Annotated in this window: 17 protein-coding genes; 6 read left to right on the plus strand and 11 right to left on the minus strand. The window is 59.0% G+C overall.

The features are described from left to right. Positions 1–30 precede the first annotated feature (30 nt). The 5 genes from glcF to ASE07_RS10200 form a co-directional block, all read right to left on the minus strand. A complete protein-coding gene (gene glcF, locus ASE07_RS10180; RefSeq protein ID WP_057290705.1) occupies positions 31–1263 on the minus strand; it encodes a glycolate oxidase subunit GlcF in 1233 nt (410 codons plus the stop codon). 2 nt (positions 1264–1265) lie between these two features. After that, complete coding sequence (glcE, locus tag ASE07_RS10185) at positions 1266–2333, minus strand: glycolate oxidase subunit GlcE (protein ID WP_057290706.1); 1068 nt, start codon at positions 2331–2333, stop codon at positions 1266–1268. Positions 2334–2341: 8 nt separating this feature from the next. Further along, positions 2342–3835, minus strand: a complete 1494-nt coding sequence (locus tag ASE07_RS10190) for an FAD-linked oxidase C-terminal domain-containing protein (RefSeq protein ID WP_057290707.1) — start codon at positions 3833–3835, stop codon at positions 2342–2344. Positions 3836–4101: 266 nt separating this feature from the next. After that, positions 4102–4992: a LysR substrate-binding domain-containing protein gene (locus ASE07_RS10195; protein ID WP_057290708.1), complete on the minus strand. Its 891-nt coding sequence runs from the start codon at positions 4990–4992 to the stop codon at positions 4102–4104. 108 nt (positions 4993–5100) lie between these two features. Further along, the gene (locus tag ASE07_RS10200; protein ID WP_057290709.1) at positions 5101–6510 is read right to left on the minus strand and encodes an FAD-binding oxidoreductase; all 1410 of its coding nucleotides are present in this window, start codon (positions 6508–6510) and stop codon (positions 5101–5103) included. A gap of 130 nt (positions 6511–6640) precedes the next feature. On the opposite strand from ASE07_RS10200, the gene ASE07_RS10205 reads away from it, so the two are divergent. Continuing rightward, positions 6641–7198 (plus strand): cob(I)yrinic acid a,c-diamide adenosyltransferase, encoded by a 558-nt coding sequence (locus ASE07_RS10205; RefSeq protein ID WP_057290789.1) that lies wholly within the window; start codon positions 6641–6643, stop codon positions 7196–7198. 713 nt (positions 7199–7911) lie between these two features. Here the strand turns inward: ASE07_RS10205 and dxs are convergent. From dxs to ASE07_RS10220, 3 genes are read right to left on the minus strand one after another with little or no spacing between them, the layout of a single operon-like run. Continuing rightward, positions 7912–9777, minus strand: a complete 1866-nt coding sequence (gene dxs / locus ASE07_RS10210; protein WP_057290710.1) for a 1-deoxy-D-xylulose-5-phosphate synthase — start codon at positions 9775–9777, stop codon at positions 7912–7914. A 1-nt stretch (position 9778) separates the two neighbouring features. After that, complete coding sequence (locus ASE07_RS10215; protein ID WP_057290711.1) at positions 9779–10687, minus strand: polyprenyl synthetase family protein; 909 nt, start codon at positions 10685–10687, stop codon at positions 9779–9781. Continuing rightward, complete coding sequence (locus tag ASE07_RS10220; protein ID WP_057290712.1) at positions 10684–10950, minus strand: exodeoxyribonuclease VII small subunit; 267 nt, start codon at positions 10948–10950, stop codon at positions 10684–10686. The genes ASE07_RS10215 and ASE07_RS10220 overlap by 4 nt, the downstream gene beginning before the upstream one ends. A gap of 409 nt (positions 10951–11359) precedes the next feature. Between ASE07_RS10220 and ASE07_RS10225 the strand changes: the two genes are divergently transcribed. From ASE07_RS10225 to ASE07_RS10235, 3 genes are all read left to right on the plus strand, one after another. Then, positions 11360–12460: an aromatic ring-hydroxylating oxygenase subunit alpha gene (locus ASE07_RS10225; RefSeq protein ID WP_057290713.1), complete on the plus strand. Its 1101-nt coding sequence runs from the start codon at positions 11360–11362 to the stop codon at positions 12458–12460. 188 nt (positions 12461–12648) lie between these two features. Next, positions 12649–13581, plus strand: coding sequence for a DMT family transporter (locus tag ASE07_RS10230; protein WP_057290714.1), 933 nt, complete (start codon positions 12649–12651; stop codon positions 13579–13581). Between the two features lie 11 nt (positions 13582–13592). Beyond that, positions 13593–14447: a sulfurtransferase gene (locus ASE07_RS10235; RefSeq protein WP_057290715.1), complete on the plus strand. Its 855-nt coding sequence runs from the start codon at positions 13593–13595 to the stop codon at positions 14445–14447. A gap of 159 nt (positions 14448–14606) precedes the next feature. On the opposite strand, the gene ASE07_RS10240 is transcribed toward ASE07_RS10235, so the two are convergent. Beyond that, on the minus strand, positions 14607–15290 hold the full coding sequence (locus ASE07_RS10240; RefSeq protein ID WP_057290790.1) for a ZIP family metal transporter: 684 nt from the start codon (positions 15288–15290) through the stop codon (positions 14607–14609). Between ASE07_RS10240 and ASE07_RS29265 the strand changes: the two genes are divergently transcribed. Further along, the gene (locus ASE07_RS29265; RefSeq protein WP_162256870.1) at positions 15277–15522 is read left to right on the plus strand and encodes a hypothetical protein; all 246 of its coding nucleotides are present in this window, start codon (positions 15277–15279) and stop codon (positions 15520–15522) included. The genes ASE07_RS10240 and ASE07_RS29265 overlap by 14 nt on opposite strands. A 21-nt stretch (positions 15523–15543) precedes the next feature. Here ASE07_RS29265 and ASE07_RS10245 read toward each other — a convergent pair whose 3' ends face one another. Further along, positions 15544–16428, minus strand: coding sequence for a dienelactone hydrolase family protein (locus tag ASE07_RS10245; protein WP_057290791.1), 885 nt, complete (start codon positions 16426–16428; stop codon positions 15544–15546). A gap of 123 nt (positions 16429–16551) precedes the next feature. Beyond that, positions 16552–19317, minus strand: a complete 2766-nt coding sequence (gene polA, locus ASE07_RS10250; RefSeq protein WP_057290716.1) for a DNA polymerase I — start codon at positions 19315–19317, stop codon at positions 16552–16554. Between polA and ASE07_RS10255 the strand changes: the two genes are divergently transcribed. Next, positions 19318–20055 carry a TIGR00730 family Rossman fold protein gene (locus tag ASE07_RS10255; protein ID WP_057290717.1) on the plus strand — a complete coding sequence of 246 codons (738 nt, stop codon included), beginning with the start codon at positions 19318–19320 and terminating at the stop codon, positions 20053–20055. Positions 20056–20089: the final 34 nt, after the last annotated feature.

Here is a 20089-nt window from a genome sequence, read left to right on the forward strand (position 1 = left end):
ACGAATATTCTTGAGTGCAACAATATTCTATCAGCGTGCCGAAGTTAAGGCGGTATCAATCAGTTCAATCCAATGACTGACTTGCATGTCAGTTCCCGACTGCAGATGCGTCTGGCAGCCGATGTTCGCCGACACGATCATGTCCGGCCTGGTGGCCTGCAGGTTGGCCAGTTTATTGTCACGCAACTGATATGCCATCTCGGGCTGCAATACCGAATAGGTCCCCGCCGAGCCGCAGCACAGATGGCTGTCCGCGCATAGCTGCACGTCGACGCCCGCCATGCGCAGCAATTGCTCGACCTTGCCGCGAATCTGCTGGCCATGCTGCAAGGTGCAGGGCGGATGGAAGGCGACGCGCTTGCTGATTTTGCCTTTCAGCTTTTGCTGCAGTTCCGTTTCGAATGCCGGCAGGATTTCGCTGATGTCGCGCGTCAGTTCGGAAATGCGTTTGGCCTTGGTTGCATAGCTGTCATCGTGCGCCAGCAGATGGCCGTATTCCTTGACCGTTGCGCCGCAGCCGGAAGCGTTCATCACGATCGCTTCGACGCCAGCTTCCACATGGGGCCACCAGGCGTCGATATTGTTACGCATGTCATTCAAACCGCCATCGTGGTCGTTCAAGTGATAGCGGATCGCGCCGCAGCAACCGGCCTTGGGGGCGACGATCAGTTGCACGCCAAGCGCATCGAGCACGCGGGCAGTTGAAGTATTGATATTCGGCGCCATGGAAGGCTGCACGCAACCGTCCAGCAGCAGCATCTTGCGCGCATGCTGGGTGGTCGGCCATGCGCCTGCATGCTGTTTTGCCGGCACCTTGTTCTGCAAAACCTTGGGGAGCAGCGGGCGCACCATCTGGCCGACCTTCATCGCTGGAGAGAACAGCCATTTGCGTGGCAGCGCCTCTTTCAACGCATTGCGTACAAGGCGTTGCGACAAGGGCCGCGGCACCTGGTCTTCGACGATTTTGCGGCCGATGTCGACAAGCCGTCCGTACTGCACGCCCGACGGACAGGTCGATTCGCAGTTACGGCAGGTCAGGCAGCGATCGAGATGAGTCTGGGTCTTTTGCGTCGCCGGCTTGCCTTCAAGCACCTGCTTCATCAGGTAGATGCGGCCACGCGGACCGTCCAGCTCATCGCCCAGCAATTGGTAAGTAGGGCAAGTCGCGGTGCAAAACCCGCAATGCACGCACTTGCGCAGGATGGCGTCGGCTTCTTCGCCTTCGCGGGTGTTCTTGATGAAATCAGCGAGGTTGGTTTGCATGCTTAAAACTCGGTGTACATCCGTCCCGGATTAAAAATCCCGGATGGATCAAAGGCATTCTTGAGGTGGCGATGTATCTTGCCGACCGCGGGCGCGAGCGGATGGAACACACCGAGCGACTTGTCGCCGCCACGGAACAACGTGGCATGTCCACCAACCTGCTCGGCAGCGGAGCGGATGGCATCGGCAGGCAATTCGGTACGCAGCCAGCGTTGCGCGCCGCCCCACTCGACCAGGTGCTCCCCTTCCAGCGCCAGCGGTGGCGTGACCGACGGCACGGACAGCCGCCACAGCGCGTTGGGACCGGTCGTCGCGCCGAAAAATTCGTTGTCGTGGTTGCGCAGCGCTTCCCAGAAACCAGCAGCCTGGCTTTCTTCTTCGCCGCCCATCTTTTGCTTCGCGGAGCTGACCGCCGCTTGGGCACCCGACAGGCGCACGATCAATACGCCGCCATGCCAGGCGCTTGCCGATATCGGCAGCGGCAGGCCGCCCCATTTGTTGAGTTGTTCGATGGCGTCGGCCTTGCCTATTTCATAGCGCAATGTCGTTTCTGCAAACGGCTTGGGCAGGACCTTTAATGACACTTCGAGGATCAGTCCGAGCGTGCCGAGCGAGCCGCAGAGCAACCGCGACACATCGTAGCCGGCGACGTTTTTCATCACCTGTCCGCCGAAATGCAGCACTTCTCCCTTGGCATCCATCAGCACGGCGCCGAGCACAAAGTCGCGTACCGCACCGACGGCCTGCCGGCGCGGTCCGGACAAGCCGGCCGCGACCACGCCGCCTATGGTCGATGCGGCGCCGAAGCGTGGCGGTTCAAACGCCAGCATCTGATTGTTTTTGTCCAGCACCGCCTCCACGTCGGACAGTAGTGTGCCGGCGCGCGCGGTAATCACCAGTTCGGTCGGGTCGTAGGCAATGATGCCGGCGTACTCGCGCGTATCGAGGATAGCGCCGTTCAGCGCCTGGCCGTACCAGTCCTTGGTGCCGCCGCCGCGGAGTCGCAGCGGCGTCTTGTTCGCCGTTGCCGAGACGATCGTGTCGCGATAATGTTGCAGAGCCTGTTCCATGAAATGTCCTAAAAGCGCGGCAGGTCGGCAAACTTCAGTTGCCCGCGTTTGACGTGCATCTTGCCGTATTCGGCGCAGCGGTGGAGCGAAGGGATCGCCTTGTCCGGATTGAGGAGGAAGGCGGTATCGAACGCCCGTTTCACCGCGAAGAAGACTTCCCGCTCGGCCGGTGAATACTGCACGCACATCGAGTTGATCTTTTCGATGCCGACCCCGTGTTCGCCGGTGATGGTGCCGCCGACCTCGACGCACAATTCGAGGATGTCGGCGCCGAAGGCTTCAGCCCGCTCGAATTCGCCCGGTGTATTGGCATCGAACAGAATCAGCGGATGCAGATTGCCGTCGCCGGCATGAAAGACGTTGGCGCAGCGCAGCCCGTACTTGCTTTCCATTTCGGTAATGCGCACCAGCACTTCCGCCAGGTTCTTGCGCGGGATGGTGCCATCCATGCAGTAATAGTCGGGCGAAATGCGGCCCGCGGCCGGAAACGCGTTCTTGCGGCCCGACCAGAACTTGAGGCGCTCGGCTTCGTTTTGCGACACGGCAATGGCGGTCGCGCCGGAGGCTTTCAGCACGTCGGTCATGCGTGCGATTTCTTCCTCGACCTCTTCCGGGATGCCATCGGACTCGCACAGCAGGATGGCTTCGGCATCGGTATCGTAGCCGGCCTTGACGAAAGGCTCGACCATGCGCGACGAGGTCTTGTCCATCATTTCCAGGCCGGCTGGAATGATGCCGGCGGCGATCACGTTCGCCACCGCATCGCCGCCTTTGACCACATCATCGAACGAGGCCATGATCACGCGCGCCAGCTGCGGCTTCGGCACCAGCTTGACGGTGACTTCGGTGACCACGCCCAGCATGCCTTCGGAACCGATGAAGACCGCCAGCAGGTCGAGCCCGGGCGCGTCCAGCGCGCCGCCGCCAAGTTCGACAACCTCGCCGTCAATGGTGACCATGCGCACACGCAGCACGTTGTGTACCGTCAGACCGTATTTCAGGCAGTGCACGCCACCGGAGTTTTCAGCCACATTGCCGCCAATGGTGCAGGCAATCTGAGACGAGGGATCGGGCGCGTAGTACAAGCCGTGCGGCGCGGCGGCTTCCGAGATGGCGAGGTTGCGCACCCCGGGCTGCACGACCGCCGACCGCGAAGCGGGATCGAGCCGCAGGATCTTGTTGAGTTTCGCGGTCGAGACCACGACACCGTCGGCAATCGGCATCGCGCCGCCCGACAGGCCAGTGCCTGCGCCACGCGGGACGATGGGCGCTTTCAGGTCACGGCAAGTCTTGAGCACATCGATTACCTGTGCCTCGTTTTGCGGCAGCACCACGACCATCGGCAGCTGGCGGTAAGCCGACAAGCCGTCGCATTCGTACGGACGGGTATCTTCTTCATTGAACAATACACAACCTGCAGGCAGCAGCTTGTCCAGTGCGGCAACGACTTCGCGCTGGCGTTCAAGGGTGAATCGGGGGTGTGCAGGTGCGGGGGCGTTCATGACCGGCTCCAGAGGGTGATCCGAAAGTGTAGCGAAATACGGCGTGGCTGAGTGGCAATTGCAGGCGATGGCCGCTGAAAAGCTTGATAAGGAAGCTTGAATTATTTTCACCGAAGGCCGCTGGCGGGCCATTGGATGCAGACAGGGATTATCCCGGTAAACGCGGGACGCTGCAGATGCGCGGCCTGCCCGGCCTACCGATCATTAAAAGTTTCAATTGCGCACAACCTGTCCGCGTTCGCCTCCGCATCGACACGTGACGCGTTTTACAGCTTGCCGAAGGTATCGCGCAGCCACTCGATGAAAGCCCTCACCTCGGGTCGCGTGCGGACCTGCGGTTCATAGACGACGTAGTACGCGTGCGGCGGCGTTTTCAGCTCGATGTCCTTGAACAGATGGACAATCTCGCCATTGGCCAGCAGGTCCTGCACGAAATGCTTGCGTGTCAGGCCGACGCCATGTCCGTGCCGCACCGCTTCGAGCAGCAATCCGAGGTCATCCAGACGCAAGCCATTTGATGGTTCCGGCCAGTCCAGCCCCGCTACTTCGAACCATGGCTGCCAGGGCTCCAGTGCCGAGCGCAGCAAGGTCGCCTTTTTCAGGTCGGCGGGTGTGTCGAGTCCGCCTGTTTTTGCGAGGTAGGCCGGACTCGTGACCGCGAACGTCGGTTCTTCGAACAGTTTTTCAGTGACAGTATCGAAGTACTTGCCCGCGCCGAAGCGAATTTCAACATCGCTTTCCGACAGGCTGAGGTCGTACAAGGGGACCGAGAGAAACAGTTCCAGCACGATCTCGGGATGGAGCGTTGCGAACTCCGAGAGCCGAGGCACCAGCAGGCAGCGCGCGAAAGTGGGAGTGACGGTGACCTTGATCCGCGGTTGCGCCGGCGCGGTGCGATGCGGCAACGGAAAATCGGTCAGCGTGCGCAAGGCTGCCTTCACCACATCAAGATACCGCCGGCCAAACTCGGACAGGCTGACCGCCCTGCCGTCGCGCAGGAACAGGCGCTCGCCGACAAACTCTTCCAGCAGCCGGATCCGATGTGACAAGGCCGAGGGCGTGATGCAGAGTTCCTCCGCAGCAAGGGCAAAGGAATGATGTCGGGCAGCGGCTTCGAAGGCGGACAAAGCATGAACCGGAGGAAGGCGTTGGGCCATATGGGCGATTAAGTTGATGTTCGGGACCGGAGCGGACCGGCGATGCTCCACGCCCTGCCTGTCGTGCGCGACGGCAGCAGGGCGGTGCGCGGCTTCACGGCTTCAGCCTTACCACTGAATGATCTTGCCGGGATTCAGGATATTTTTGGGGTCGAACGCATGCTTGAGGATGCGCATGCTTTCGATGGCTTCTTCGCCGTGTTCCTGCACCAGAAAATCCATCTTGTGCATTCCCACGCCATGTTCGCCGGTGCAGGTGCCGTCCATGGAAATGGCGCGTGCCACCATGCGGGCATTGACGCCTTCCGCCTTGGCGACATCGGCCGGATCATTCGGATCGACCATCATCAGCACATGGAAATTGCCGTCGCCGACATGGCCGATGATGGAATAGATCATGTCGTTCTTTTCGCAATCGGCCTTGGTGTCGAGGATGCATTCCGCGAGACGGGAAATCGGCACGCAGCAATCGGTCGAGATCGCCCGTCCGCCGGGGCGCATCTGCAGCATCGCGAAATACGCATTGTGCCGCGCGGTCCACAGGCGGGTGCGGTCTTCGGGCCGGGTCGCCCATTCGAAACCGATCGCGTTGTACTCCGCGGCAATTTCCTGGACCAGCTGCGCCTGTTCGGCCACCCCGTTTTCGCTGCCGTGAAATTCGAACAGCAGCAACGGCTTTTCAGGCAAGCCAAGCTTGTCGTGCGCATTGATCGAGCGCACGCTGTTTTCATCCAGAAACTCGACACGGGCGACCGGCACGCCCATCTGTATCGTGCGGATCACCGAATTGACCGCATCGGCGGTCGATGGAAACGAACATACCGCAGCGGACACGGCTTCCGGCTGCGGGTAGATTCTGACGGTGACTTCGGTAATGATGCCCAATGTGCCTTCGCTGCCGACGAAGATGCGGGTCAGGTCATAGCCGGCGGACGACTTTTTTGCGCGCGTGCCGGTCTTGATGATGCGCCCGTCGGAGGTCACCACTGTGAGAGCCAGGGTGTTTTCACGCATGGTGCCGTAGCGCACGGCGTTGGTGCCGGACGCGCGGGTTGCGGCCATGCCGCCGAGTGAGGCATCGGCGCCCGGGTCGATTGGGAAGAACAAGCCGGTATCGCGGATTTCCTGGTTGAGTTGCTTGCGGGTCACACCTGCCTGGACAGTCACTGTCTGGTCTTCCGCATGCACGGCCAGCACCTGGTTCATCTGCGACAGGTCGATGGTGACGCCACCGCGCAAGGCGAGGATGTGCCCTTCCAGCGAGGTGCCGGTGCCATAGGGAATGACGGGCACATCATGGCTTGCGCAGAGCTTGACCGTCTGCGCCACTTCTTCGGTGGTCTGAGCGAACACCACTGCGTCAGGCAGCATCGGATCGTAGGATGACTCATCGCGGCCGTGGTGTTCCCGCATGGCTTGCGAGGTCGACAGGCGATCTTCGAAGATGGATTCGAGTGCGGCCAGCAATTCGGCCGGAAGCGGCCTCTTGAGTGACGAGGCAGTGGCGGGATGGTTCATGGATGTCTCCGTTTTTGCGGGCGTTTGCCTGATTTTACTCCCTTGCGCCTTTGTGAACATCGTCACTTTCGTGACTGCATCGCGATCGGTTTTACCGTATGCTGGATGTTTTCATTTACCTATCACCATCATGGGCAACCGACTCTCAAAAATCGCGACGCGAACCGGCGATAACGGCACCACTGGCCTGGGCGACGGCAGCCGCGTCGGCAAGGACAGCTTGCGTGTCCACGCCATGGGCGACGTCGATGAACTCAATTCCCACATCGGCCTGCTGCTGTGCGAAGACCTGCCGCCGGCGTTGCGCGACGAGCTTGTCTCGATCCAGCATGATTTGTTCGATCTTGGCGGCGAGCTATGCATTCCTGGCTACACGCTGATCACCGACGTGCATGTGGCGCGACTGGACACGCTGCTGGAGAAATACAACGCTGATTTGCCGCCGCTGAAGGATTTCATCCTTCCTGCGGGTGCGCGCAGTGCGGCCCTTGCCCATGTTTGCCGCACGATCTGCCGTCGCGCTGAACGGGCGATTGTCAGCCTGGGGAATAGCGAAACGATCAATGACAATCCGCGGCAGTATATGAATCGATTGTCGGATCTGATGTTTGTATTGTCGCGGGTGTTGAACCGGTTTGCGGGCGGGAGCGATGTGTTGTGGGAGAAGGAGCGGAAGCGGGATGTTTGAAGCGGGAGCGCTTGAAGAGGCTTACTAACTCGTTGCCACTTTAAGTTCACCACGCAGTTGAACCGCACTACCCCCATCCTAGCCTTCCCCCTGCAAGAGGGAAGGGACCGGGCAGCGTAACGGTGAGAGCCGGAGCACTTGACCACGTTGCCCATAGAGGCTGTGGTGGTTGTTCCCCTGTGCCGACGCCAAAAGAGTGCGCGTCAAAACGGATAAAGAAGCGAAACCTGTTTGAGCCGCAGGCGAGTTTGTTTCGCTTCCCGTTTTGGCGCGCGSTCTTTTGGGRACCCGAAGGGCGACGGCACCGGGGTCGCACCTCGGCGGCCCCCTTTCTTTGCTTACTTTCTTTGGCGAAGCAAAGAAAGTGAGTGGCCCGCCGGGGCCAGTCCCGGCAAGCNGCATAGAGGCTGTGGTGGTTGTTCCCCTGTGCCGACGCCAAAAGAGTGCGCGTCAAAACGGATAAAGAAGCGAAACCTGTTTGAGCCGCAGGCGAGTTTGTTTCGCTTCCCGTTTTGGCGCGCGCTCTTTTGGGGACCCGAAGGGCGGCGGCACCGGGGTCGCACCTCGGCGGCCCCCTTTCTTTGCTTACTTTCTTTGGCGAAGCAAAGAAAGTAAGTGGCCCGCCGGGGCCAGTCCCGGCAAGCATCAACGGAGAGTTAGCCGCTCTGCCTCACCGAAGAAAAACAGCGGTTCTTAAAAAGCAAAACTGCGCCTCAGTTATTCACCACCAACCGCGGCTCCCCCTTCCCGAACCTCTTCCGCACAGAAGCCACAATCCCCTTGGCATCCAACCCGCACATCCCCAGCAACACCCCCGCATCCCCATGATCAATAAACCGATCAGGCAACCCCAGATGCAACACCGGCTTCACGATCCCCGCCTCCGCCAGCGCCTCGGCAACAGCCGACCCGGCGCCACCCATCACGGCACCTTCCTCGACAGTCACGAACGCCGCATGCGTCTGCGCCAACTCTTTCACCAGCGCCACATCCAGCGGCTTGATAAACCGCATATTCACTACAGTCGCATCGAGTTCCTCGCCTGCGGCAAGCGAAGGCGCAACCATCGTACCAAAGGCAAGAATCGCAATCTCCTTACCTTCACGACGCACTTCACCCTTACCCAACGGCAGCGTGGCCAGCGACTTGTCGATCGCCGCACCAATACCGGACCCGCGCGGATACCGCACCGCAGCCGGCCCCTTGTATTCATACGCGGTCGACAGCATCTGCCGGCACTCATTCTCGTCCGACGCCGCCATCACCACCATATTCGGAATACAGCGCAGATAGGCAATATCGTAATTACCCGCATGCGTTGCGCCATCAGCGCCTACTAATCCGGCACGATCAAGCGCAAACGTCACATCCAGGTTTTGCAAGGCAATGTCATGGATCAGCTGGTCATATCCACGCTGCAAAAAGGTCGAATAAATCGCAACTACAGGTTTCAGACCTTCACAGGCGAGGCCACCCGCAAACGTCACCGCGTGCTGTTCAGCGATTCCAACGTCATAGTAACGATCAGGATAGCGCTGCTCGAACTGCACCAGGCCGGACCCTTCGCGCATTGCCGGAGTAATGCCGATCAAGCGCGAATCCTTTTCCGCCATGTCGCACAGCCAGTCACCGAACACCTGCGTATAGGTCACCTTGCCGGCGCCGCCCGGCTTGATGCCTTCCGCCGGATTGAACTTGCCCGGCCCGTGATAGAGCACCGGATCAGCCTCCGCCAGCTTATAGCCTTGTCCCTTGCGGGTCACGACGTGCAGGAACTGCGGCCCTTTCAGATTCTTCAGGTTCTGCAACGTGGGCACCAGCGATTCGAGGTCATGACCGTCGATCGGACCGATATAGTTGAAGCCGAATTCTTCGAACATCGTGGCCGGGACCACCATGCCCTTCGCATGCTCTTCCAGTCGTTTGGCCAGTTCCAGCATGGGAGCGGGCAGCACGGTCTTGCCGACGTTTTTCGCCGCTGCATAAAACTTGCCGGACATCAGGCGCGCCAGGTAACGATTGAGTGCGCCGACCGGCGGCGAGATCGACATATCGTTGTCGTTGAGGATCACCAGCAGGTTGACATCGTCGTAGACACCGGCATTATTGAGCGCTTCGAACGCCATGCCGGCCGTCATCGCCCCATCGCCGATCACGGCGATCGCATGACGGTTTTCGCCCTTGGTCTTTGCCGCCAGAGCCATCCCGAGCGCGGCCGAAATCGACGTCGAGGAATGCGCGGTGCCGAAGGTGTCGTATTCGCTTTCGTCACGGCGCGGAAAGCCGGAAATGCCGTTGAACTGACGCAGCGTATTCATGCGGTCGCGCCGTCCGGTCAGGATCTTGTGCGGATAGGTCTGGTGGCCGACATCCCAGACGATGCGGTCTTCCGGCGTGTTGAAGACATAATGCAAGGCAATCGTGAGTTCGACCGTGCCGAGATTGGAGGACAGGTGTCCGCCGGTCTGCGATACCGAATCGAGCACGAAGGCGCGCAGTTCCTCCGCGAGCGGCTTGAGCTGGTTACGCGATAGTTTTCGCAGGTCGGCCGGACCGTCGATTTTCTTGAGCAGGTTCATCCTAGGCTTTCCGTTGCACGATCAGGTCTGCGATCTCACGCAGACGACGCGCTTTTTCTCCGAACGGCATGAGCGCATGATGCGCATCATTCCGCAATTTTTCCGCCAAGGTCTTCGATTCTTCGAGGCCGAGGATCGATACATATGTTGGCTTGTTATCCGCCGCATCCTTGCCTGCGGTTTTGCCCAGTGTCGCCGAGTCAGCGGTTGCATCGAGCACGTCGTCGACCACCTGGAACGCCAGCCCGATTGCCGCAGAGTACGCATCCAGCGCCGCCATCTCCGCAACGGACAGCGCCTTCCCTGCAAGGCCGCCCAGCACTACCGAAGCACGCAGCAGCGCGCCGGTCTTGAGCTGGTGCATGCGCTCGAGCTCGCCGAGCGACAGCGCCAGGCCAACACTGGCAAGGTCGATTGCCTGCCCGCCGCACATGCCCGCAGAGCCGGATGCCTGTGCCAGCAGAGCCAGCATTGACGACCTTCGTGCTGCGCTGCTGTTCTGCTCCTCAATACCTTCCGCCAGCACGATGAACGCCTGCGACTGCAGGGCATCGCCTACCAACAAGGCTGTCGCCTCGTCATATTTCACATGCACGGTAGGCTTGCCGCGCCGCAATGCATCGTCATCCATGCACGGCATGTCGTCATGCACCAGCGAATAGGCGTGAATCATTTCCACCGCTGCGGCGGCACGCTGCAATGTCTTGGTATCGGCGTCAAACAGGTCGCCAGCCGCAAACACCAGCAGTGGCCGTACGCGCTTGCCGCCATCCAGCACCGCATAGCGCATCGCCTCGTGCAGCCGGTTCGGCACAGTGGCGGGTGATGGGAGGAAGGCGGCAAGAGTATCTTCCATCATCGACTGGACATGCTTCATCCAGTCGCCAAAATTTGCGGATGCCGCTGTCATTCATCCGTCCCGGAAAGATCGCCATCATCACCGTCGCTGGCAAAGGGCTTGAGCATCTCGCCTTCCAGCACCTTGACCTGGCTATCCACCTTATCGAGCTGACCGGCGCAAAACTTCACCAGTTCGGATCCGCGCTTATACGCTGCGACCGACGCTTCCAGAGGCAGTTCACCGGCTTCCATTTGTGCGACAAGCTGCTCCAGCTCGGCCATGGCATCCTCAAAAGAAGCAGGTTGCTCGGAAGGCGCTGATTTTTTAGACATAGTGGACAATTTTGAAGTTTAGCCCGATATTTTAGAACAAACCATCTGATGCAGTTGGGTTGGGGCAATCGGAAATGTCGCATTTAGCTCGCCGAAAAGGTCGCTTTTGTGACTTGGATCAACACCAGATACATGTTTGGCAACTTTACATTGGCTTGGGGATCGTAGTCTAATGGGAAATGGTGCAAAAAACCTTTTGCGCCATGTTCACAGGCAGTACGCCTCTAATCAGACATGCAACTCCATCCTTTTATCCCCCTCCCACGTGACGGACCGACAGCAGTCGGCAAAGCAACACTCTGAGGTATAATCCTCGGTTCTGTCCAAAATTTCCGTTTCATCTTATTTGATACTGGTTTTTGCGGATTCTTTCTCTCTTAGGTTGGTGCAAATTAATTTGGGGGTGGGGATGTCCGATCTGGCTAATGTCGCCAATCTGGCGCGATCCAACGCGCAACTTCCGGTCAACGTCTACTTCGACGACACACTGTTACAGCAGGAAATCAAGCGGCTTTTCCAGGGTGGCCCGCGTTATGCCGGTCACGAGCTGCAGGTGCCAAACGTTGGCGATTACGCTACGCTGGCATGGGAAAACGAGGGCCGCATGCTGGTGCGTAACCAGCATGGCATTGAATTGCTGTCCAATGTCTGCCGCCATCGGCAGGCAAAAATGTTCGATGGCCGCGGTAACGCAAACAATATAGTCTGTCCGCTGCATCGTTGGACTTACGATCTCAATGGTGACCTCATCGGCGCGCCGCATTTCGGCGAAACGCCGTGCCTGAACCTGTCGCGCACGCCGCTGCAGAACTGGAACGGCCTGCTGTTCGAGCAAAACGGCGTCGATGTCGTCAAGATCATGTCCAGACTGGGTGTGGCGAAGGACCTCGACTTCAGCGGTTACATGCTGGACCATGTCGAGGTGCATGACTGCGACTACAACTGGAAAACCTTTATCGAGGTCTATCTCGAGGATTACCATGTCGAGCCATTTCATCCGGGCCTTGGCAGCTTCGTCACCTGTGATGACCTGCGCTGGGAATTCGGCGAGCACTACAGCGTGCAAACTGTGGGCGTCAATCATGCGCTCGCCAAGTTCGGCACACCGAAGTACAAGAAGTGGCAGGAGCAAGTGCTCAAGTTCCGCAATGGCGAACCGCCGCCGTATGGTGCGATCTGGCTGACGCTGTATCCGAACATCATGGTCGAGTGGTACCCGCACGTGCTGGTGGTCTCGACTGTCTGGCCGGACGGTCCGCAGAAAACGCGGAACGTCGTCGAGTTCTATTATCCCGAGGAAATCGTGCTGTTCGAGCGTGATTTCATTGCGGCCGAGCGCGACGCCTATATGGAAACCTGCATTGAAGATGACGAGATCGGCATGCGCATGGACGCCGGACGCCGCATCCTGATGCAGCGCGGCACCAGCGAAGTCGGGCCTTACCAGTCCCCGATGGAAGACGGGATGCAGCACTTCCATGAGTGGTATCGCAGCCGTATTGCGTTGTAGATTGACGCGGCAGCCCCGTGCTGTAATTTGCGGTGGGTGCAGGATGGATGCTGCATGCATCATCCATCCTGCTCTGCTGCATCCCTCCAGTCTGTCCTGGCGATAGCCTGGCCTGTGCGCCCGCACAGATACGCGTATCATCGAGGTCTTCCAAAAGCCCGTAGCGACCTCCCGTTATCGTCTCTCCTATGCAATCACTCTGGATGCTGTTTGCCAGCTTCGCGTTTTCCCTCATGGGGGTCTGCGTCAAACTGGCGTCTTCCGTCTATTCTGTTTCTGAAATCGTCATGTACCGCGGCATTGTCGGGGTAGTGTTCCTAGGTGGCCTGATCGCCGTGCGCGGCGGCACCTTTCGCACTTCGCTGCCATGGCATCATCTCTGGCGTGGGATCGTTGGCGTCATGGCATTGTCGATGTGGTTCTGGTCAATCGGTCGCCTGCCGCTGTCAACCGGCATGACGCTCAATTACATGTCCCCGATCTGGATCGCCGCCATCCTGTTTGTCGTCGGATGGTGGCGTGGACAAAGCCGCTTCGAATGGGGTCTGACTGCAGCCATTCTGCTCAGCTTCATCGGTGTCACCATGCTGTTGCGCCCGGCGTTCAGCGCCGATCAATGGTTGGCCGGACTGGTCGGCCTTGGTTCCGGTTTCATTTCCTCGCTCGCCTATTTACAGGTGCGCAAGCTTGGTCAGCTTGGCGAACCGGAATACCGTGTCGTGTTTTATTTTTCGCTGATCGGATTGCTAAGCGGTATTGCCGGCGTCGTGATCAATACGATGAACGGCCACCCTGCGGTGTGGCAGACGCACGACATCAAGGGCGTGCTGCTGCTGCTTGCGATCGGTGTGTCCGCCACCCTCGCGCAAATGGCAATGACGCGCGCCTACCGACTGGGCAAGACATTGGTCACCGCCAATCTGCAATACACCGGCATTGTATTTTCGACTGCATGGGGCATTTTGATCTGGGACGATGCACTGAGCTGGCTTGGCTGGAGCGGAATCGCCATCATTCTTTTTAGCGGCCTTGCCGCGACCTATTACAATACGCGCAACAGTGCCGCGCCGGCCAAGGCCAGCGTCACGCAAGCCAATGACCCGATAGCTACTGAAGTGTAGAGGAGATGTGCATGCCGTACACCACACTGATTTCCGCCCAGGACCTTGCCCGGCACTATCAGGACCCGGCCTGGGTGATCATCGATTGCCGACACGACTTGACCAATCCCGATGCCGGCGCTGATGCCTATGCCGGCGGCCATATACCGGGGGGGCGCTTCGCCAATATCGATACCGACCTCTCCGACAAAAGCCCCGGCCCGCATGGTGAATTCCGCGGACGACATCCGCTGCCGCAGCCGACCGCCTTTGTTGAAACACTACGCCGCTGGGGTGTCAATCACAGTTCACAGGTCATTGCCTACGATGCCCACGGCGGAATGTTTGCGGCGCGCCTGTGGTGGATGTTGCGCTGGGTCGGCCATGAAGCCGTCGCTGTCCTCGATGGCGGACTCGCTGCATGGCAGGCGCTTGGGTTACCGCTGTCCACCGACGCCGTTGCACCGGCACGCGGCAATGTCGAGCCACATTATCCGATCGTCACGACAGCCAATGTCGATGACGTCCTCGCCAACGTCAAGAACCCGGTCCGGACCATCATCGATGCGCGCGCACCTGATCGTTTCCGTGGCGAGAACGAGACGCTCGACCCGGTCGGCGGTCACATTCCCGGTGCAAAAAACCGCTTCTTCAAGGACAACCTGACGGCTGAAGGCCGCTTCAAGTCGTCGAATGAACTGCGAGAGGATTTCTCCGCGCTGGTCACCTCACCGGAAACCATCATCATGCAATGCGGCTCCGGCGTTACGGCTTGCCACAACCTGCTGGCAATGGAAATTGCCGGACTGTCAGGTGCGGCGTTGTATCCGGGGTCCTGGAGCGAATGGTGCGCCGACCCGGCGAGGCCGGTGGCAAAGGGCGCGTAAGGGGAGGTTTAGCGGGAATGGGTTGAAACGCCCCGAACGCTTTCGGGACCTACTTTCGGGACCTAAAGTGCGGCAGCGCTACTGATTCCGGCCAGCATCGACTACTCACGAACAGACCAGCATCATCAAACTGTTGGCAGGCGGAGAGAAACTCTCCTCTTAATGCCCATGATTCTGTCCCGTTAAAAACAACACTACCCCCACTCCCACAGCAATCAGCACCACCTGCGGAATCGTTTCCCGCAACGTGGCCCTGCGCTGCATCTGCGGCATCAGATCACTCACCGCAATATAAATGAACCCTGAAGACGCAAACACCAGCACAAACGGCACCCAATTCGTGGCCTGCTCCAGCGTGAAATACCCCAGCACGCCTCCCACCACTGCCATCAGGCTGCACAACAAGTTGTACACATAAGCCCGCGTGCGCGTGAATCCCGCATTCAGCAGTACGATGAAATCACCGATTTCCTGCGGAATTTCATGCGCAATAATTGCCACACCGGTAATCACACCCAGGCTGGGATCAGCCAGGAACGCCGCCGCAATCAGGATGCCATCCGTGAAGTTGTGCAAGCCATCGCCAACCAGAATCATCCATCCCGCCTTGCCAGCTTCATGCGCATCGTGCCCATGTTCATGGCCGTGCCCATCCCCTTCATAATGATGTGAATGCCGCAGAATCGCGAATTTTTCCAGTAAAAAGAAGCCTAGCAATCCGCCCAGCAAAGTCGCAAACAACGCATGCGTATCCGCATTGGACTCGAAGGCTTCGGGAAGCGCGTGCAACAGCGAAGTCGACAGCAGGATGCCGACCGACAGGCTGACCATGCGCTCGACCATTTTCGACAAGAGCGAAAACGAGAAGATCGCCGCAGCGGTAATGCTAATGACACCGGCAACCGTGGTGGCCAGCAGAATGGAAAGCAGTGCGGAGTCGATGGTGAGCCTCGCCGAATATGCAACAAAGTTGCAAATTAAAGCACAGACAAGCTTTTTCGGCAAATGGGATCGTCAAGATGCTGCACCAGCCAAACAAAAAAGCCGGCAATCCGCCGGCTTTTTTGCGATTTAGCGGTCTGCCGCCTCGCCAGTACTACGCCACACCTTGTTCCTTGAACCAGGCGACACAACGCTGCCAGCCTTCCCTGGCATCGCCTTCCACATAGCTGGCACGATAGTCTGCATGGAAGGCATGCCCGGAACCGGGGAATACGACGAATTCGGATTTGCTACCGCCCTTGGCCAGTGCGGCCTTCATTTTTTCAACGGTGTCGAGCGGAATGCCGGCATCCTTGCCGCCGTAGAGTCCCAGCACCGGCGTCTTCAGGTTCGCGGCAATGTCGACCGGATGAGCCGGCGTCAGTTCGGTCTGCTCGCCAACGAGGCGACCATACCAGGCAACGCCCGCCTTGACATTGGGATTGTGGGCAGAGTACAACCAGGTGATGCGGCCGCCCCAGCAGAATCCAGTAATACCCAGCTTGTCGGTATTGCCGCCGTTTTCTTTTGCATAAGCGACCACCGCGTCAAGGTCGCCCATTACCTGTTCATCCGGCACCTTGGAAATAATGTTTTTCTGCAGTTCGGGAATGCTTGTGTAGGCACGTGCATCGCCCTGACGGACAAACAACTCCGGCGCCAGCGCGAGATAACCAAGCTTGGCGAATCGACGCGCGACATCGGCAATGTGCTCATGCACGCCGAAGATTTCGGAGATGACCAGTACCACCGGCAGGTTGGCTTTTCCTTCCGGCTGCGCGCGATACACCGGCACTTTCTGGCCTTTGACGGTGATGGAAATCTCGCCGGCGGTGAGCCCCGTGGTATCGGTCTTGATCACGCTTTGCGCGGTAACCGGCATGACGGCCGCAGCGAAACCTGTCCCGAGCGCCGTCTTCAGAAAGCCACGGCGATCCACGCCGTCGGACAACGATGTTTTGGCAACCAGACTGTCGAAATCGTCCTTCAAATTCTGCATGCGAAACCCTCCGAGATGATTGAGTTGGTTATTGTTGCCCGCAGCAACACCGGGCTGCTTGTTGTTACCGCTCTGCTTTGACCGTTCGATGTTGAACCCTATTTGCCGTGGCTGCCGGCGCACTCAATGCGCCTCGTCCCAGTTCTTGCCGACGCCGACTTCGGCGATCAGCGGGACTTTCAACTCGGCAACGCCGCGCATCAGCTCCGGCAGCTTGTCACGAATATACGACAATTCCTTTTCGGGCACTTCGAGCACCAGTTCATCGTGCACCTGCATCACCATCTTGGCTTGCAGCCGCTCGGCCTCGATCCAGTCCTGCACGGCGATCATCGACAGCTTGATCAGGTCGGCCGCCGTGCCCTGCATCGGCGCATTGATCGCCGCACGTTCGGCCGCCTGACGGCGCGGGCCGTTCGGCGAATTGATTTCGGCCAGCCACAAGCGACGGCCGAACACGGTCTCGACAAAACCATGCGCCTTCGCCTGCGTGCGCGTCTCGGCCATGTACTGCGCAACACCCGGATAGCGCTGGAAGTATTTGTCGATATACATCTGCGCGGCGGAACGTTCGATACCCAGGTTGCTCGCCAGACCGAAGGCACTCATGCCATAGATCAGGCCGAAGTTGATGACCTTCGCATAGCGGCGCTGCTCGCTGGTCACGTCCGCCGGCGCGGCGCCGAAGATTTCCCCAGCCGTCGCACGGTGGATGTCCTCGCCTTCCGAGAAAGCACGCAGCAAACTGGCGTCACCCGAAATATGCGCCATGATCCGCAATTCGATTTGCGAGTAGTCAGCCGACACGATCACGCTGTCGGGCGGAGCAATGAAGGCTTCCCGGATGCGCCTGCCTTCTGCGGTACGTATCGGAATGTTTTGCAGGTTGGGTTCGTTCGACGCGAGGCGTCCGGTGACCGCAACCGCTTGTGCATAATTGGTGTGCACGCGACCGGTGTTCGGGTCGACCATCTTCGGCAATTTGTCGGTGTAGGTCGACTTGAGCTTGGACAGGCCGCGGTAGTCGAGCAGGATCTTTGGCAGCGGATAATTCTCGGCCAGTTTCTGCAGCACTTCCTCGTCGGTCGATGGTGTTCCGGAAGGTGTCTTCTTCACCACCGGCAACTGCAGCTTGTCGAAGAAGATTTCACCGATCTGTTTCGGCGAATTCAGGTTGAACGGCTGACCGGCCAGCTCATACGCCTGCTTCTCCATTTCCATCATCCGCGTGCCCAGTTCATGCGACTGGCGCGCCAGCAGTTCGGTATTGATCAGCACACCATTGCGTTCGATTTTCTGCAGCACGATTGAGGTTGGAACCTCGATCTTCTCGTACACAAACCGCAGTCCTTCGTTTTGCGCGACATGCGGCCACATGGTGTTATGCAGCTGCAGCGTGATATCGGCGTCTTCCGCTGCGTATTCGGTTGCGCGCTCGATGTCGACCTGATCGAAGCAGATCTGTGATGCGCCCTTGCCGCAGACGTCTTCATACTTGACGGTCTTGCGATTTAGGTGGCGCAACGCGAGGCTGTCCATGTCATGGCTCTTGTGCGACTCGAACACATAGGACTCAAGCAGCGTGTCGTGCGCGATGCCGCGTACCGTGATCCCATAGTTGGCAAAGATATGCGCATCGTATTTCAGGTGCTGGCCGACCTTGGGCTTGGACGCGTCTTCCAGCCACGGCTTGAGCACGCCGAGTACATAATCGCGCGACAGCTGGACCGGCGCATCCTGGTAACGGTGCGCCACCGGAATATAAGCCGCCACGCCAGGCTTGCAACACAGCGAGATGCCGACCAGCTGGGCCTGCATTGCATTGAGCGACGTGGTTTCGGTATCGACCGAGGTGAGTTCCGCGGCGTTGATGGTGTCAAGCCAGCGCGTGAGGTGCTCCTCGGTAAGCACGGTTTCATAATCAGTTGTGGTCACCGCGGCTGTGCTGTCGAACAGGCCACCCTGCATATTGTGCTGAGATTCTCCCTGCTGTCCCGGAGGAGCGGTCGGCTTGCCGCCCGCCGTCGGATCGCCGGTCAGTTCACGCAGCCAGGATTTGAATCCGTAACGCTTGAAGAACTCGATCATCGCATCGTTATCGACCGGCTTGGCGACCAGCGATTCCGGAATCGATATCATGTGCTTGGCTAGGTCGCAATCATGGCGGATAGTGATGAGCTTGCGGCCTGTGGGAAGCCAGTCGAGCGCGTCACGCAGGTTTTGGCCGACCGCGCCACCGATGGCGGACGCCTGCGCAATGATTTCATCGAGCGAACCGTATTGTGTCAGCCACTTGACCGCAGTCTTGGGGCCAACCTTGGCGACGCCCGGCACGTTGTCGACGGTATCGCCGATCAGGGTCAGGTAATCGATGATCCGCTCCGGCGGCACGCCGAACTTGGCGATGACGCCAGCGCGGTCAAGCTTTTCATTGGTCATCGTATTGATCAACGTGACATGGTCATTCACCAGTTGCGCCATGTCCTTGTCACCGGTGGAAATGACCGCTTCCAGCCCGTGCTCGACTGCCTGCACGGCTAACGTGCCGATCACGTCATCGGCCTCCACGCCATCCACCATCAGGATCGGCCAGCCGAGTGCGCGCACGGCTTCGTGGATGGGTTCGATCTGCCGGGCGAGGTCTTCGGGCATCGACGGTCGATGCGCCTTGTATTCCGGATACATGTCGTCGCGGAAGGTCTTGCCTTTTGCGTCGAATACGCAGGCCATGTATCCTGCCGCGTAGTCGTTGCGCAGCTTGCGCAGCATGTTGATCATGCCGTAAATCGCCCCGGTCGGAGCACCTTCCGGATTACGCAAGTCAGGCATGGCATGAAAAGCACGGTACAGGTAACTGGAACCGTCCACTAACAACAGGGTTTTATTCATATGGTGTCAAAGGGAAAAAACGTGCCGCGCTTGCGGCAGATCGCCGATATCAGCCGCGCCACGGAAAAGAAGGCGCGCGAGTCGTGGCATATGCTCACGATTATGGCAGAGTTTATCGAGTCGACCGAGCGGCTCGCGGAGTTGCGTCCGGCAGTGTCCATCTTCGGGTCGGCACGCACCAGTCCGGACGATCCGTTCTATGAAAAGGCGGTCGATATTGCGCGGCGCCTGTCGGACGCCGGGCTTGCCGTCATTTCAGGTGGTGGCCCGGGCATCATGGAGGCGGCCAACAAAGGCGGATACGAAGGCGAGTCAGCATCCGTCGGCCTCAATATCGAGTTGCCGCGAGAGCAGAAAGGCAATCAATGGCAAAACATTTCGATCAGTTTCCGGCATTTTTTTGCGCGCAAGGTCGCCTTTGTAAAATATGCAGATGCCTACGTGGTACTGCCCGGCGGTTTCGGCACGCTGGACGAGTTGACAGAAGTACTGACATTGATCCAGACCGGTACATCACGCCGTATTCCTGTCATCCTTGTTGGTACAACGTTCTGGAGAGGACTGCTGGACTGGTTCCGGACATCTCTTCTGGCCAACGGCATGATAGAGGCCAGGGACCTGGATCTTGTACAACTGATTGATGAGCCGGCAAACATTGTTGATGCCATCTTTGCATTTTACGAAGCACGCGAAGACCTGCTTTCTGCATACAGCAAGGAGCCGGGCGCATATTTGTGAAATTCCGTGCCGGGCGGCAGGTTCTGGTTTGTTA

The sequence above is a fragment of the Noviherbaspirillum sp. Root189 genome, from assembly GCF_001428545.1.
GTDB lineage: Bacteria > Pseudomonadota > Gammaproteobacteria > Burkholderiales > Burkholderiaceae_D > Noviherbaspirillum.